Source organism: Chryseobacterium sp. Leaf405 (genome assembly GCF_001425355.1).
In the GTDB taxonomy this organism is placed as follows: domain Bacteria; phylum Bacteroidota; class Bacteroidia; order Flavobacteriales; family Weeksellaceae; genus Chryseobacterium.
This window is the reverse complement of sequence record NZ_LMQN01000003.1, coordinates 1-16,544: the sequence shown is the minus strand read 5'-3', so window position 1 is coordinate 16,544 and position 16,544 is coordinate 1. Positions and strand designations below refer to the sequence as shown.

16 protein-coding genes are annotated in these 16,544 nt (G+C 35.2%); 11 read left to right on the top strand and 5 right to left on the bottom strand.

The genetic code is table 11. The annotated features are described in order from the left end of the window. Positions 1 to 56 precede the first annotated feature (56 nt). The 4 genes from ASG22_RS03350 to ASG22_RS03335 all read right to left on the bottom strand — a co-directional run bounded on the left by ASG22_RS03350 (position 57) and on the right by ASG22_RS03335 (position 5,309). Entirely contained in the window at positions 57 to 2,318 is a 2,262-nt protein-coding gene (locus ASG22_RS03350) for a glycoside hydrolase family 3 C-terminal domain-containing protein (RefSeq protein ID WP_055980582.1), read from the bottom strand. 289 nt (positions 2,319 to 2,607) lie between these two features. Then, positions 2,608 to 3,420 (bottom strand): methionine ABC transporter substrate-binding lipoprotein MetQ, encoded by an 813-nt coding sequence (gene metQ, locus ASG22_RS03345; protein WP_055980579.1) that lies wholly within the window; start codon positions 3,418 to 3,420, stop codon positions 2,608 to 2,610. Between the two features lie 211 nt (positions 3,421 to 3,631). Beyond that, positions 3,632 to 4,288, bottom strand: a complete 657-nt coding sequence (metI, locus tag ASG22_RS03340; protein WP_055980576.1) for a methionine ABC transporter permease MetI — start codon at positions 4,286 to 4,288, stop codon at positions 3,632 to 3,634. Then, positions 4,281 to 5,309, bottom strand: coding sequence for a methionine ABC transporter ATP-binding protein (locus tag ASG22_RS03335; RefSeq protein WP_055980573.1), 1,029 nt, complete (start codon positions 5,307 to 5,309; stop codon positions 4,281 to 4,283). The genes metI and ASG22_RS03335 overlap by 8 nt, the downstream gene beginning before the upstream one ends. A 661-nt stretch (positions 5,310 to 5,970) precedes the next feature. Here ASG22_RS03335 and ASG22_RS03330 point away from each other — a divergent pair. The 9 genes from ASG22_RS03330 to ASG22_RS03290 all read left to right on the top strand — a co-directional run bounded on the left by ASG22_RS03330 (position 5,971) and on the right by ASG22_RS03290 (position 13,325). Next, on the top strand, positions 5,971 to 6,903 hold the full coding sequence (locus ASG22_RS03330) for a ring-cleaving dioxygenase (protein ID WP_055980571.1): 933 nt from the start codon (positions 5,971 to 5,973) through the stop codon (positions 6,901 to 6,903). Between the two features lie 59 nt (positions 6,904 to 6,962). Continuing rightward, positions 6,963 to 7,259, top strand: a complete 297-nt coding sequence (locus tag ASG22_RS03325) for a GNAT family N-acetyltransferase (protein WP_055980568.1) — start codon at positions 6,963 to 6,965, stop codon at positions 7,257 to 7,259. A gap of 59 nt (positions 7,260 to 7,318) precedes the next feature. Further along, entirely contained in the window at positions 7,319 to 8,272 is a 954-nt protein-coding gene (locus ASG22_RS03320) for a VOC family protein (protein ID WP_055980565.1), read from the top strand. A gap of 3 nt (positions 8,273 to 8,275) precedes the next feature. Continuing rightward, positions 8,276 to 8,896, top strand: coding sequence for an alpha/beta hydrolase (locus ASG22_RS03315; protein ID WP_055980563.1), 621 nt, complete (start codon positions 8,276 to 8,278; stop codon positions 8,894 to 8,896). A gap of 64 nt (positions 8,897 to 8,960) precedes the next feature. Beyond that, the gene (locus ASG22_RS03310; protein WP_055980560.1) at positions 8,961 to 9,338 is read left to right on the top strand and encodes a hypothetical protein; all 378 of its coding nucleotides are present in this window, start codon (positions 8,961 to 8,963) and stop codon (positions 9,336 to 9,338) included. Positions 9,339 to 9,536: 198 nt separating this feature from the next. Continuing rightward, entirely contained in the window at positions 9,537 to 11,147 is a 1,611-nt protein-coding gene (locus ASG22_RS03305; protein ID WP_055980556.1) for a Na+/H+ antiporter, read from the top strand. A gap of 34 nt (positions 11,148 to 11,181) precedes the next feature. Further along, positions 11,182 to 11,493 (top strand): hypothetical protein, encoded by a 312-nt coding sequence (locus tag ASG22_RS03300; RefSeq protein ID WP_055980553.1) that lies wholly within the window; start codon positions 11,182 to 11,184, stop codon positions 11,491 to 11,493. Positions 11,494 to 11,503: 10 nt separating this feature from the next. Further along, positions 11,504 to 12,088, top strand: a complete 585-nt coding sequence (locus tag ASG22_RS03295; RefSeq protein ID WP_055980550.1) for a Crp/Fnr family transcriptional regulator — start codon at positions 11,504 to 11,506, stop codon at positions 12,086 to 12,088. Between the two features lie 361 nt (positions 12,089 to 12,449). After that, a complete protein-coding gene (locus tag ASG22_RS03290) occupies positions 12,450 to 13,325 on the top strand; it encodes a pirin family protein (RefSeq protein WP_055980547.1) in 876 nt (291 codons plus the stop codon). A gap of 95 nt (positions 13,326 to 13,420) precedes the next feature. On the opposite strand, the gene ASG22_RS03285 is transcribed toward ASG22_RS03290, so the two are convergent. Next, on the bottom strand, positions 13,421 to 13,804 hold the full coding sequence (locus tag ASG22_RS03285; RefSeq protein WP_055980544.1) for a helix-turn-helix domain-containing protein: 384 nt from the start codon (positions 13,802 to 13,804) through the stop codon (positions 13,421 to 13,423). A gap of 215 nt (positions 13,805 to 14,019) precedes the next feature. Between ASG22_RS03285 and ASG22_RS03280 the strand changes: the two genes are divergently transcribed. Both ASG22_RS03280 and ASG22_RS03275 read left to right on the top strand, forming a co-directional pair. Then, the gene (locus ASG22_RS03280) at positions 14,020 to 15,621 is read left to right on the top strand and encodes a hypothetical protein (RefSeq protein WP_055980541.1); all 1,602 of its coding nucleotides are present in this window, start codon (positions 14,020 to 14,022) and stop codon (positions 15,619 to 15,621) included. 13 nt (positions 15,622 to 15,634) lie between these two features. Beyond that, on the top strand, positions 15,635 to 16,246 hold the full coding sequence (locus ASG22_RS03275) for a DUF6705 family protein (protein WP_055980538.1): 612 nt from the start codon (positions 15,635 to 15,637) through the stop codon (positions 16,244 to 16,246). Positions 16,247 to 16,544: the final 298 nt, after the last annotated feature.

The window sequence follows — 16,544 nt, the reverse complement described above, 5'->3', positions numbered from 1 at the left end:
AAAATAAAAATGCCCGAATAAAATTCGGGCATTTCGTTTTAGAAATATAAGTAAGATTACTTCAAAGTAAACTTCACTTTTGTTTTAATGGCATCAGAAGAATTTCCGATTTGTGCTTCAAAATCTCCTGATTCGGCTACCCAGTCATGCTTCTGAGCATCGAAATAACTTAAAGCTGACTTATCAACTGTGAAAGTCACTTCTTTTTCCTCACCAGGATTTAAAAATACTTTTTCAAAACCTTTCAATTCTTTCGTAGGTCTTTCCACAGAAGATTTTAAATCAGAAATATAAAGCTGAGCAACTTCTGCACCTGCTTTTTTACCTGTATTTTTTACAGAAACAGTAAAGGTAATTTTATCGTCCTGAGACATTGTTGTTTTATCCGCCTTAGCTTTTCCGAATTCAAAAGTCGTATAGCTCAACCCATGTCCGAAACTGAATAACGGCTTAATTTTTTTAGTGTCATGCCATCTGTATCCCACAAAAATTCCTTCGTTATAGGTAATATTGATCGGGTTTTTCTGATCTTTTCCTTTTCCTGCTGCCAGTTCGTCTTTTTGTCCGGGATATTCTCCCAATTGATGGGCAGCATTATCTTCCAGTTTCACGGGGAAAGTGAACGGCAATTTTCCTGATGGATTTGCGTCTCCTGCTAGAATAGAAGCGATAGAATTTCCAGCTTCCGAACCTAAATACCAAGATTGTAAAACCGTTGGAACTTCTTTAATCCAAGGCATTGCTACTGCATTCCCTGATACCAAAACAACCGCAAGATTTTTATTCACTTTTGCCAACGCAACAATCACTTGATCCTGATTGTAAGGCAATCCGTAGCTTTTTCTATCGTTTCCTTCACTATCTTGGAAATCAGATTTGTTTAAACCTCCAACGAAAATGATATAATCAGATTTTTTTGCCAATTCCACGGCTTCATTCAATAATTCTTCTGCAGAACGGGTTTCTTTCAGATCTTGTCCAGATTGTACCCCGTTATATTCTCCACCAATGTCTCCTACATAACCTCTTGCATATTGTACATCAGACTGTTTACCGAATCTTGCTTTAATTCCGTCTAAAGGAAGCGTTTCGTATTTTACTTTTAATGAAGAAGAACCACCACCAACAGTCATGATTTTGATGGCGTTTTCACCGATTACAGCGATTTTCTTAGCTTTGTTAATGTCGATCGGAAGTACATTTCCTTGGTTTTTCAACAAAACGATTGCTTCTTCACCAATTTCTTTAGCCACAGCTTTATGCTCTTCAGAGGCAATGTTTCCGAAAGGCTTATTTCTGTTCATCGTTGTTTTATAAGCTAGATTTAAAAGCCTTGAAACTTTATCATCGAGCTCTTTTGTCCCCACTTTTCCAGATTTAATTAAATCTAAATAAGGTTTTGCCAAATAATAATTGTCATATGCATTCTTTGTTCCTGCCGAAAGTCCGTTGGTCCAGCTTCCGAATTCAAGATCCAACCCGTTGTGGATAGCCTGTTCGGTATTATTTACCGCACCCCAGTCGGAAACGACAACACCTTTGTATTTCCATTCGCCTTTCAAAATATCATTCAAGAGATATTGATTCTGACTTGCATACTGACCTTTGTACATATCGTAAGCTCCCATAATCGTCCATGAATCTGCTTCGGTTACGGCAGCTTTGAACGGCGGAAGATAAATTTCATACAACGTTCTGTCATCTACTTTTACATTGCTTGTATGACGAAACATTTCCTGATTATTTAAGGCAAAATGTTTTACTGAAGTTGCCACACCGTTTGATTGAACGCCTTTGATGTAAGGAACGACCATTTTCGATGTTAAATAAGGATCTTCACCCATGTATTCGAAGTTTCTTCCGTTGAGTGGGGTTCTGTAGATATTCACTCCAGGTCCCAAAAGGATATCTTTTTTTCTGTAACGAGCTTCTTCACCAAGCGCTTTTCCGTAATTCCATGACATTTTTTTGTTCCAGGTTGCGGAAAGAGCTGTTAATGCAGGATAAGCAATAATGGAGTCGTTTGTCCAACCTGCCTGATCCCATTCGTCCCATTTTACTTCCGAACGAACGCCGTGAGGACCATCTGTCGTCCAGAATTCAGGAATTCCCAATCTTGGAACGCCCGGCGAACTGAATTTTGACTGTGCATGAAGCATCGCCACCTTTTCTTCCAGCGTCATTCTTGAAAGTGCATCTTTCACACGCTGTTCCACAGGTTTTGATTCATCTAAATAAACGGGTAGAGTAGTATTTTGAGCCATATACGAAGCAGAAATAAGAGTAAATAAACTTACAATGGCGGTTTTCTTAAACATAAAAAGCCTTTTTATTGATTGGTAACAAAAATAGCAAAAATATTTATTATCTCAAATTGAGAAAATGTAAAATTTAAATAAATGGTTAATTATAACCAGCTTTTTTATAGTAAGTAAAAAAATAAAAAAGACACCATTTCAAAAAAATGAAAGGATGTCTAAATATATAATAATAGAATTTTTATAACTACCCCGTCTTTTTGCTTTCGCAAAAATCCACCCCTTCACGGAAGGGGAATTTTCAGACGTATTTAGGAATTAACTATGGACAATTCACTCATTCATCCAATCATTTCCAGCCTTTCACAGCGCCACCTTTGAAAATTTCTTCGGCTTTTTTCACAACTTCATCAGATTGATAAGCTTTTAAAAAGTTCTTTACTTTTTCATCATTTTTATTATCCTCTCTTGAAACCACTACATTCACATAAGGCGAATCTTTATCTTCTTTGAAAATCCCCTGTTTTTCAGCATCCAATCCGGCTTGTGCCGCAAAATTATTATTGATGATGGCAATTACCACTTCTTTATCATCCAATACTCTTGGCAATTGTGGAGCTTCGATTTCAAGGATTTTTAACTGTTTCGGATTATCAGCAATGTCGGTCACTTTGGGTAATAATCCGATGCCGTCCTTTAATTTTAATAAACCATTTTTCTGTAAAAGTAATAAGGAACGACCACCATTTGTCGGATCATTTGGGATAACAATTGTGCTTCCGTTTTGAAGTTCACTGATATTCTTAATCTTTTTTGAATATGCGACAATCGGATAGACAAAAGTATTTCCGACAACCGCGAGTTTGTAACCTCTCTGTTTCGACTGCTCATTCAAATAAGGAACGTGCTGAAAAGCATTGGCATCAATATCTCCGTTATTCAAAGCCTCGTTTGGAACGACATAATCATTGAAAGAAACCAGTTCTACATCAAGATTATATTTTTCTTTCGCTACTTTTTTGGCTGTTTCTGCAATTTCTTGTTCCGGACCGGAAGTGATGCCAACTTTAATATAGTTCGGATCTTCTTTTTTCGACGAATTACAAGCGGTGAATACTAATAAACCAGCCGTTAACAAACCTAAAATCTTTATTTTTTTCATTGTAAATTATTTTCTTTTAAAAGGGCGAAAAAGCAAAAAGGTTACATTCTAAAGTTCTTTAATAAATAAAATATGGCATACACCTTTTTGCTATTTTTTCGCCGAATCGATGGCTGAAAATTTTCATACCACCACACTATTTCACATTCACATTATAATTATATTTTAAAGCACTACACGCTAAAACTCTCTTATTGTTCAATAGTAGAAATTAGCGATGATCAAATCTCTTTGCCAATCTGTCTCCAGAAAACTGAATGATAAAAACGATCGCAACTAACAATCCTAACACCAGATTCATAATCACCGCATCATAACCGATATAGCCGTATTGATACCCAATTTGTCCCAATCCACCGGCTCCGACAGCGCCACCCATTGCAGAATATCCAACTAATGTGATCAAGGTAATTGTTGCATTATTAATTAATGAAGGAAGTGCTTCGGGTAATAAAACTTTTCTGATAATCTGAAACGGACTTGCTCCCAATGCTCTTGCAGTTTCAATCAGTCCGTAAGGAACTTCCAGTAAACTGTTTTCGACTAATCTTGCGATAAAAGGTGCCGCACCGATGCTTAACGGAACTAAAGCTGCATTCATTCCGATCGATGTTCCGACCAGACTTCTTGTAAAAGGAATCATCCAGACAATTAAAATAATAAAAGGAATGGAACGAAAAATATTAACCAAAACAGATAAAATCCTGTTATATATTATATTTTCCAAAAGCTGACCTTTTCTTGTAAAAAACAATAAAATTCCGACAGGCAAACCCAAAACAAATCCAAAAAATCCTGACACGAATGTCATGTAAACTGTTTCCCAAATCCCCTTCGACAAAAGAGAAATTACCGTATCACTAAGCATATCCTCTTACTGTATTTTGAATTTTATTCTGATTAAAATAATAGATAGCCTGCTGGTTTTCCTCCTCTTCACCCTGAAGCTGCAAAAGTAATTTTCCAAAATTGGAATCTCCAAGATATTCAACATCGGCTTTTAAAAGTTTGTAAGGAATTTTATATTTATCATAAACTATTGAAAGTAATTCTTCAACAGAAATATGTTCATCGATTTCAACTTCAACCAATGGAAATAATCCATCTTGTGGTTCTTTTTGTAGTTTTTTATTCAGTTCCTGTGGTATAGTCATAACACCAGATTTTAAAAATTGTTTGATAATAGGATTCTCTTTGTTGGAGACAATCTCGCTTAAAGTTCCTTTAATTAATAGTTTTCCCTTGTCGATCACCGCAACGTGGTTGCAGACTGTTTTGATGACTTCCATTTCGTGGGTAATCAGCAAAATGGTAATTCCCAATCTTTGGTTTATATCTTTCAATAACTGTAAAATCGATTGAGTGGTTGCCGGATCGAGCGCACTTGTCGCTTCATCACAAAGCAGGAGATAAGGATCACTTGCCAAAGCTCTTGCAATTGCAACCCTTTGTTTTTGTCCGCCCGAAAGGCTTTTAGGATAATCATTAGCTTTTTCTTCCAGCCCTACTATTTTCAATAATTCATTAACCTTTTTATTGATTTCGGTTTTGTTTATGTTGTCCAATTCCAATGGAAGCGCAATATTTTCAAAAACCGTTCTTGAAGAAAGAAGATTGAAATGCTGGAAAATCATTCCGATTTTTTTTCTTTCGCTGGCTAATTGTTTGGAATTTAATTTCGTAAAATCTTTTCCGTTAATAATAATTTCACCGTTGTCAGGTTTTTCAAGAAGATTCACCGTTCGGATCAAAGTACTTTTCCCTGCTCCTGAAAATCCGATAATTCCGACAATATCACCTTTTTCGATATTCAGACTTACATCGTCAAGTGCTTTGAAAGACTGTTTTTTCTGATGAAAGGTTTTTGAAATATTCTTTATTTCTATCATTATTTTGAAATTCTGTTAATAAAAAAGACTCTACCGAGTGGTAAAGCCTTTATAAATATGTCATAATAAAAGTAAGGTCAACCACAGCAGGAACTAAATACAGGCATACAGCAATACATCATCATGGTATTGATGGTATGTTTTCTTGTAGAGTTGTATGTAAATTCTGTTTTCATTTTATTTTATGTCCTGAATACGTTTGCAAATATAAAGCATAAATTTTTATTAGTCCACTAAAAAAGTAGACTTTTTATGTATTGTTTTTAAAATGGGTGTTTAAGTGTTTGATTTTTATATGATTAATTTAAAAAAAATATCGTAGAAAATAAAAACAATTAATTGTCATTCTGAAGAAAAAAGAATCAATTATTCCAACAAATAGATATTTATTTTCAATCACAAACATTTTATAAGAAGCTATTTCTTGTTTTCTGCACTCACTGTTTCTTGATTTTTGGCTGCGGCGGCAAAGCCGCCGCAGCCAAAAATCAAGAAATGAGCTCAAACAAAGCTGGAATCGAGATTAGGATTACAGTGGGTTTTACAAAATTTTACCTTAAGGTTATTTTTAATGCGAAAACATCATTTATTAAACTAGTTAAATGTACAGGATTCTCAATCGCCATACATTTGTCATATCAAAATTAAACAAACAGACAAAATGGAAAATAGAATATTAGGACTGCACCATATCACAGCGATTGCAGACAACGCAAAAAGAAATTTAGATTTTTATACTCAGGTTTTAGGCGTAAGATTAGTAAAGAAAACCGTGAACTTTGATGATCCGGGAACGTATCACTTTTATTTCGGAAACGAAGAAGGAACACCGGGAACGATCTTAACTTTCTTTCCTTGGGAAGGCATTGGTAAAGGTACAAACGGTTCAGGTTTGGCAACACACATCGGATATTCCGTTCCGAAAGGAAGCTTGGAATTCTGGAAAAACAGATTGAAAAATTTTAGTGTAAATGTTGAAGAAAGCGAAATTTTTGGTGAAAAATTAATTTCATTCAATGATCCTGATGGTTTACAGTTACAGTTTATTGAATCATCAACGCCGGACGACAGAAAAGTTTGGACAACAGATGATATTAAAGATGAAAATGCTTTGAAAGGTTTCCACAATATTACGTTAACGTTGAAGAAAGCAGATCCGACAATTAAAGTTTTAACTGATATTTTCGGTTATGATTTGCAAAAACATGAAGGCGAAAGATACCGTTTTGCAACCGATGCGATTGAAACAGCAAATCTTGTTGATATTATTGAAAACGATAAAATCGTAGCGGGAAGAAACGCAGCAGGAACCAATCACCACGTAGCATTCAGGGTAAAAGATGACAACGTTTTAATGGAATTCCGTGAAAAAGTAATGTCTGCAGGATTAAGTATCACTCCGAAAATTGACAGAGATTATTTCTACTCATTGTATTTCCGTGAACCGGGCGGCGTTTTATTTGAAATTGCTACCGATAATCCAGGATTTACAGTCGATGAGCCTTTGAACGAATTGGGAACTAATTTAAAACTTCCAAAACAACACGAAGGATTACGTGAGAAAATCGAAGAAGTATTACCGAAATTATCATAGGGTATTACTCAATTTTCAGAAAGTTCATAAATTTAAATAATCAATTAAAAATCAAAACAATGGAAACTACAAAAGTAATTTTAGGAAACGCAAGAGGAGAAATTCAACTTTTCTCAGACGATAAAAAAGCAGGAAAAATGGATATTTCTGTCATTAAAGACAAATTAACCGTCTACCATACCGAAGTTGATGAAGAATATGCAGGAAAAGGTTTTGCTAAAATATTACTTGAAAAACTGGTTTCTTATGCAAGAGAAAACGATTTGAAAATTGTACCGTTGTGTCCTTATGTTCACGCACAATTCAAACGTAATCCGGAAGAATATAAGGATGTTTGGTTTAAAGAAGAAGCTTAATTAGCTGAAAACTAAATACCAAAAACTATCAACAATTAACCCAATACCAACAACCAAAAATGTCATTAATAACAGGACTTCACCACGTAACCGCCATCACGGGCGATGCACAGGAAAACATAGACTTTTACACAGGAGTTTTAGGGCTTCGATTGGTAAAGAAAACCGTCAATTTTGATTATTCAGATGTATATCACTTTTATTTCGGGGATGAATTTGGAACTCCGGGAACCATTATGACGACTTTCCCGTATGGAAAAGGTCTGGTAAATGGACGACATGGAAAAGGTATGCTGAATACAACCGCTTTTTCAGTATCTATGGATGCACTGGATTACTGGACGAACCGTTTGGAGCAGTTTAATATTCCTTTCAAGCAACCTCAGCAAAGATTTTCGGGTGAAGCTTTTATTTATCTGGAAGATTTTGATGGATTGGGATTAGAGTTGGTTTTTAATGATAAAGACGATAGAAAAGGGTATTACAACGGATTTATTCCAAAAGATTATGCCATCAAAGGAATTCATCATGTTGAAATCTGGCTGGATGCTTATGAAAGAACAGCTGCTTTGTTGACGACTCAGATGGATCACAAATTAATTGCCGAAAGTTCCGACAGAATTAGACTTGGTGTAGAAGATGCTCCGGGAAAATATGTCGATTTGCTGTGTACACCAAATGCCTTAAAAGGATTGGCAGGAAGAGGAACAGTTCACCACGTCGCTTTTGCAACACCAAATGCCGAAACTCAGCTTGAAATGATTGAAAAACTCAACAAATTCGGCTTGGAACATACTGAAGTGAAAGACAGGAAATATTTCACTTCCGTATATTTCAAAGAACCGGGTGGTGTTTTGTTTGAAATTGCAACTTCAGGTCCGGGGTTCGATATCGATGAGGAATTGGCATCTTTAGGCGAAAGTTTAAGTTTACCATCACAATTTGAAGAAAAGAGAGAACATTTGGATGAAGTTCTTTCAGAAATTAACTATCCAACAGAAAAATACAGATAAATAATGAGTCATATTTTAGATATAAAAACAGGAGGAAAATCAGTGAATGAAGCCGAAAAAGCATTAATCATGATTCACGGGCGTGGCGGAAGTGCGCAGGATATTTTGAGCTTATCACAACATTTAAATGTAGAAGATTATGCTTTGTTGGCTCCACAAGCGACCAACGGAACCTGGTATCCTGTCTCTTTCATTGCTCCGGTTGAGCAAAACGAACCGTGGTTATCGTCCGCCATTGAAACAATTGGTAAAACTGTTCAAACTGCTTTAGATGCAGGAATTAAAGTAGAAAATATTTACTTTTTCGGATTTTCGCAGGGCGCTTGTCTCACCTTGGAATTTTTAGCCCGAAATGCTCAGAAGTTCGGTGGTGCAGCAGCAATTATCGGCGGAGTAATCGGTGAAAAAATAAATCGTGAAAATTATAAAGGCGATTTTGTCCAAACTCCAATTTTTTTAGGAACAAGCAATCCGGATTTTCATGTTCCGGTAGAGAGAGTGTACGCAACGGCAAATATTTTAAAGGAAATGAATGCTGATGTTACCGAAAAAGTATATCCGAATTTCGGACATTCCATTAATCAGCAAGAAATTGAACTTGCGAATTCGATTGTTTTTAAGTAATAATTTATAGCCACGAATCCATTAATAATTTATTTTTGAATTCGTGGCAAAAAATAAAAGTATAATGAAAATCACAAAAATATTCAGCGACGAAAAAGGCGAATCTCATTTCGAAGATGTAGAAATTCCTTTGATAGACCAAGGTGAAATAGGATTTCTGTCAGAGGACATTAACGTCAGAAAATTACAGTTCAGGAAGGTTTCTGCGGATTACGATTACGATTTTCATCACGCACCACAAAAACAATATATTGTATTATTGGATGGCGGTGTCGAGATCGAAACTTCATTAGGAGAAATCCGACAGTTTCAAGCTGGAGAAATTCTTTTAGTCGAAGATACTTCAGGAAAAGGTCACAAAACCAAAAATCTTGAAAAGAGAGAACGTACTTCAATTTTCATTCATTTATATAGTAAAGAATTAATCGACATAGGAAGCTGAAGCGTTAAGAAAATCAATTTTGTGAACGTTAAAAAAAAATTACTGTTTGAAGCGCAAGACAAATTTAGAATCGAAGAACTCATTACAAATTTGCGCAAGTTTTAGAATTTTTAGAGAATAAAATTTATTTTTAGCATTCAGATTCCAAGTCTTGACTTTTTGTTTCTTTTGTGTCAAGACAAAAGAAAAATATAAACTATGCACGAACAACTACTTTTAATATTAGGATTATTACTCATCGTCATGATGTTGGTCATGCTGGCGCAACGCATTAAAATCGCTTACCCCATATTTTTGGTATTGGCGGGATTGGGAATCAGTTTAATTCCGGGAGTTCCCGTTTTAAAGCTCGATCCTGAAATTATATTTTTAATTTTTTTGCCACCATTATTGTACGATGCCGCTTGGTACACCTCGTGGAATGCCTTTTGGAAATGGAAAAGAACCATTGGATTAATGGCTTTCGGATTGGTATTTTTAACGTCTATTGTCGTGGCATTTGCCTCACAAGCTTTGATGCCGGGATTCACATTGGCAATGGGATTTTTGTTGGGAGGAATTGTTTCACCACCGGATGCTGTTGCAGCAACAACTGTTTTAAAGGGATTAAAAGTTCCAAAAAGAACCATTACCATGCTGGAAGGCGAGAGTTTAATTAACGATGCATCATCATTAATTGTTTTCAGATTTGCTCTGGCGGCTGTAATGACCGGAGTTTTCTCAATGCAGGAAGCAGCGGGGCAATTTTTTCTGGTGGCAGGAATGGGAATTGTAGTAGGAATTGTTGGAGCTCATATTTTTTATCTTATACATAAATTTTTGCCCACCACACCGGCGATAGATGCAGCGTTAACCGTAATGACGCCCTATATTTTATTCTTAGTGGCAGAACATTTTCACTTTTCGGGGGTGATGGCAGTAGTCAGCGGTGGCTTATTTATGTCTTTTCGTTCGCATGAAATTTTCAAAACCGGAACAACGAGAGTGAACATGACGGGGGTATGGAACACATTAATTTTTGTGATGAACGCCTTAGTCTTCGTATTAATAGGACTTGCACTTCCGGATATTATCGACGGTTTGGGTGAAACATCATTAATTGATGGAATTAAATATGGCTTAATTATCAGTTTAATTATTATTCTTGTTCGTCTGTTGTGGATTTATCCGGTGGCGCATATTCCAAGATGGCTGAGTAAAAGAATACGCCAAGACCCAAGTCCGGGATGGAAAAACCCTTTAATTATCGGTTGGGCAGGAATGCGTGGCGTAGTTTCTCTGGCAACAGCACTTTCTATTCCGGTAATGATGAATGAGGAATCGGCTTTTCCGCACAGGAATTTAATTATTTTTATTACGTTTATTGTGATTTTTGTGACGTTGGTTTTTCAGGGGTTGACACTTCCTTTGATTATTAAATTAACTAAAATTGGAGAAATAGATAATATTTTACCGTCTCACGAACAGCAGGCAGGCATTCAGATCAGACTGGATAATCTGGCAATTAACAGATTGAATGAAAAATATACATCAGATTTACAAAGCAACAGTTTGGTTGAAAATTTGAAACATAGTATTGAAAATGATATTAAATTGAATAAAAGCCATTTAAGTTCTTTGGAAATGTGCTCCAACAGGCAGGATGACCTCAAAGAATATCATAAAATTATGCTTGATATTTTTGCAATGCAAAGGAAAGAATTGTTTACAATGAAAAGAGAAAAACACTTTTCAGACGATGAAATAAGGAAAGCAGAATCTCAATTAGACTTAAACGAACTAAAGATTACAGGCAACAAATATCTGTAATGTCAATAAAATCACAACTTAAAAATAAAACAAGATGAACACATTAAATTTCTTAGTCATAGGAAAAAATAAGGAAATATTAGACACGTTAAAAAGAATCATCGAAAACAACGAAGGCTGGAACGCCGAAATCCAAAATGATGAAAATGGCTGTTATGATTATATCAAAGAAAATCAGGTAGATATTGTACTGCTGAGTTCAGGATTGGAAGAACAGTTTGAAAAAGAAATTAAAGTTTTTTGCGAGAATTTAGATAAAGAAGTAAAGGTTATCGACCATTACGGAGGAGGAAGTGGATTATTAAAGAACGAAGTTTACGCACTTTTCCCTAATTTGCAGCCTTAAACTGCAATCTATGTCTGACAATATAATTGAAAATGTAACACGATTTATCAACCTCAGCGAAGAAGAAGAGAAATTTTTCACGGATTCTTTAACATTTCAGACCTTTCCCAAAAAAACGGTTCTGTTGAGAGAAGGTGAAATCTGCCAGTTTGAAGGCTATATCCAAAAAGGATGTGTAAGAGTATATTATCTCGATGATAACGGTTTTGAAGTCACGATCTTATTCGCTATCGAAGACTGGTGGATTAGTGATATTGCATCATTTCAGGATCAGAAACCGTCCCGATTGTATATCGAAACACTGGAAGATTCAGAAATTTATATGCTGAATCCTACCACAAAAGAAAAATTATTAACCGAAATTCCAAAATTCGAAAGAGTGTTCAGAATGCTGGTGCAAAGAAATCTTTCGACATTACAAAACCGTTTGGTCAACACCATTTCCAAAGCAGCATCCGACCGATATTTAGAATTTGTAAAAGTATATCCATCCATTCCGCAAAGAGTTCCGCAATATTACATTGCGTCTTATCTTGGTGTCTCCAAAGAATTCGTAAGCACGATCCGAAAACGCCTTGCTTCCAAAGAAAAATAAATTCCCAAAAAGAAAACATACACAAAATTCCCCTCCATCGGAGGGGTGGCGAAAATTCAAAGAATTTTTGTCGGGGTGGTTTATTAGCATTAAAAACTACCCCGTCTTTTTGTTTCACAAAAATCCACCCCTTCGGAGAAGGAGAACTTCTTCACATAACAAAGTAATCTCGGAAAATGAAGCGTTAATAAATATATTTTTAGCGGAAGTTTCCAAGTCTTGAATTTTTGGTCCTTTTGTTTCAAGACAAAAGGACTTAATTATTTTTAATCAAAAAAAGAATTTATTAAACTAGTTAAATGCACATCAATTCCAATCTTCCGAAATTTGTCCTATCAAAACGAATAAATAACAAATAGATATGGACAGAAAAGATTTTTTAAAGAAAGGATTATTGGGAACAGGAATGTTTGTGGCATCTGCTTCATTGGGCAATACCATGAAAAATGACATCGACGAAATCGAACCATTAGAACCCATCGGATACAATCATTTACCCAATACAGATTCAAAAATTAAAGACAATTCTGTGATTCATAAAGCAGATTCCAGAGGTAAGGCAGATCACGGCTGGTTGGTGAGCAATCATACCTTCAGTTTTGCCAACTATCACAATCCTGAAAGAATGCACTTTGGCATATTGAGAGTTTTAAACGACGATAAAGTAGAAGGTGGAAGAGGTTTCGGAACCCATCCGCACGACAATATGGAAATCATCAGTATTCCGTTGGAAGGAGATCTGGAGCACAAAGATAGCATGGGGAATTCTGCCATCATTAGAAGTGGAGATATTCAGGTGATGAGCGCCGGAACAGGAATTATGCACAGCGAATTCAACAAAAATCAGGATAGTTTAGCCAAATTTTTGCAAATCTGGGTGTATCCGAATAAAAGAAACGTTACGCCAAGATATGATCAGATCACGCTCGACAAAACAAAAAGTAAAAACAGATTTCAGCAGATCCTTTCCCCGAATGCCGACGATGAAGGCGTATGGATTCATCAGGACGCATGGTTTCACTTAGGTAATTTTGAAAATACTACAGAAACCAATTATCAGATTAAGAAAAAAGGAAACGGAGTCTATGCATTTATCTTGAAAGGAGGCGCAGAAATTGAAGGACAGCAATTAGAGACCAGAGACGGTTTCGGAGTTTGGGATATTGCAGATCTGAATATCAAAACAACGGCAGACAACACGGAAATTCTTCTCATGGAAGTTCCAATGACGATGTAATAAATTAAGTTAGTGAATGAAACTTGTTTCATTAATATTGTTGGTGAGCCCTCTTAAAAAAGAGGGCTTTTTCTTTACTGGCAAAAGAGCAAAGACTACTTACTGCCTTCCGATTTATTTTTCCAGAATTCTACCTGGTCTTTCAGTTCTTGAATGCGTTCTTCGTATTGCTCGATGAGTTTTTCTGAAGAATTATAATTATTGGTTTGATTTTGAATCATGTTATTGCTGGAATTTTCATTAGAAGTATTTTCCTTATTGATTTGTGTATATCCTTCTTCCGGTTTTAAAATGTCATCCATATTGACCTCCAAAGAAGTACAGATATTTTCAATATGGTTAATCCAAGAATTGGTTTCTCCGTTTTCTATCCTCTGATAGGTGGAGCGGGAGATATGCAGTTTTTCTGCAAGCTCTTCCTGAGAGAATCCTTTTTCTTCTCTGTACTTTCTTATTCTTTTCCCAATAGTTGAGTTCATAGTCTTATCAATTTGAACAGAGCAAATATAATTTTTTTCTAAAAATAAATGTGCATCAAAAATAGGGCATTGCAAACTAATTTATTTTTCACACTTTTGTTGAGTAATAAAAATCACTAAAAAGAATTTTTTTCACCTCCTTTCCAACCAAAACATAAAATAATGCATCTATAATAAAAAACAAGTATATTTAACCCATAAAACAACAAACGTACATGAGAAAAAAAATGATTCTCCGGCTATCGTTTCTGATAGTCTCCCTCACCTTATTATGGTCCTGCAGGAATGAAGACTTTTTACAATCTGATAAAAATCCGTTACGGAACAATCAGAATTTCTTTAAGCACACGAAAAACAACAATTCGAACGCACGAGCGGGAGTTGATTATGTTGACATTTTAGAAGCTTATAACAAAGAAAAAGATTTTCTTGTGCAGATGCCTGACCAACAGGGGATGCCAATCTGGGAAAAGATGAAAATTGTTGATGCCAAAGATGCTACAGGTCTTATCATTCCTCTTTCTTTTAATAGTGAAGAGCTGAGCTCATTACTTTTTGTAATTTTAGATTCTAAAAACGAAGTTAAAGGAACTAACAATATTACGAATACACGTCTGGAAGCAATTGTTTATAATGCTGATTATTCTAAGAGCTTGAGAGAAAAACTAATGAACAATTTTATAACGATGGATTATGAAGTTTTTGGAAATACACTGTTTGGAAACATTCCTGGAGATTTATATATAGGTCATAAGATTGAAGATTCGGACAGACTTGCCTACGGAGGGAATCGGGGTGACTATACCGGTACATTAGTACAGGATGAGAATAGTAAAATGATGGTTATAGATGCTACTACCTGTACTACTGTTTACCACTGTACGCATCATGGGGAAGGAAGTTGCGATCATTGCAGTGTATGTGAAACGACGACGTGTACAACTAACTCAATTCCGATATTTATTGATGAAGGCACTGATTTTCCTACCGGTAATGATACTCCCGGTACGGGAGGGGGTGGTACAGGTACGGGTACAGGAGAAGGCCCAACAAATCCGGGGCCGGGACAGCCTAAAGATCCCTGTGCTTCTGCCTCAGCTTTCTACAGACTGAATACAGGATGTTTGGGAACAGGAGGAGGAATAGATCTCCCACCTAATCCATGTAGAAAATTAAAAGATCTTTTAGATCCTACAAAAGCCAATTTAAAACCTCTTATTACAGGCGGAATGTATAGCTATATTAATAACAGCAGCATAGGAGAAACAGGCATCTATCTTCAAAAAGACAGTGCAGGGAACATTACTACGGAAATTGCTCCATTCACAGATAAAAAAGAAGTTCCTGTAAAGTCTAGTGCGTTATATTATTCTGCTGTCCATACACATCCTAATAATGCTTATCCTATGTTTTCCTGGACAGACATCTATAATCTTTATCAGTTGGAAGAAAATGCTACTTATTTTAACCATGGCGCAACTTTTCTGCTGGTATGTGAAGATGCAAACGGAGTTAAACAAACCTATGCCATTGCTTTTGAAAATTTAGGAACTATGATGGAAGATATTTTAAATAATCCTAAATACGCAGGATGTTCTATTGATGAAATTAGAGAAGATATGGATAAAAAATTAAAAATCGCATATGATGAAGAAATTGATAAAGATAACCCTAATTATGAAAGAGTTTTTCTCCAATTTAATTTCGGTACTAATATTGGTTTATACAAAGCTAATAGTGATTTAACCAATTGGAGTAAACTTTCTATTAATGAAGACTCCGATACGGCAATTGTAAATTCAGTTAATTGTAATTAAAAAATAAAAAATAATGAAAAATATCTTCTTGTTAATAATACTATTTTCAACCTTAATAAAATCACAAAGCGTAACTATTGATATCACTAAATCTGGATTGGGAGAGCCTGATGGGTATTATAGAAAAGATTTAAATAACTTATTAAACCCATTTGAAGGAACTTATATTTATACAAATGGTAATAAAATCTTTAAAATCTTATTAAAAAAAATGATAATGCAACCAGATGGGAACAACTATGAGGATATAATTATCGGTGAATATCAATATATTGAAAATGGTATAGAAAAGGTAAATACTCTTGCTAATATTAATATATTATATCCTAATCAATTTCTTAAACACTCTATTGCAGGAAATCGTATTATAACAAAAATAACCAGTAGATTATGGCCATGCCCACAATGTAGTTCCAACGAAAAAAGGATTGGGGTTTTAATAAGAGATAAAACCTCAGGTAGAAGTGCCGATTTTTTCATGAGAAGAACTGTTGTTAACGGACAAGAAGTAATGCAGGCGAACATCCAAGGCATTAGCAGCAAATCAATAAACGTAAATAATCCAGAACCTCCGCAACCTGATTTTGCTTTGCCAATAGGAGAGTTTACAATGATAAAACAATAACAAAATAAGGCGACAAATGAGTCGCTTTATTTTTTACAAACTGATGTTTTTAACCAATTGGAGCAAACTTTCTATTAATGAAGACTCTGATACAGCAATTGTAAACTCAACTAATTGTAATTAAAATCATAAATTATGAAAAACATCATTTTTTTTCTATTAATAATATCTATATCGTTAAAATCTCAAAGTGTTGTAATAGATATTGAAGAACCTGGCTTTGGAAAGCCAAATGGCTACTATCAACAAGATACAAATAATTTGTTAGATCCATTTCAAGGCATATATATATATATAT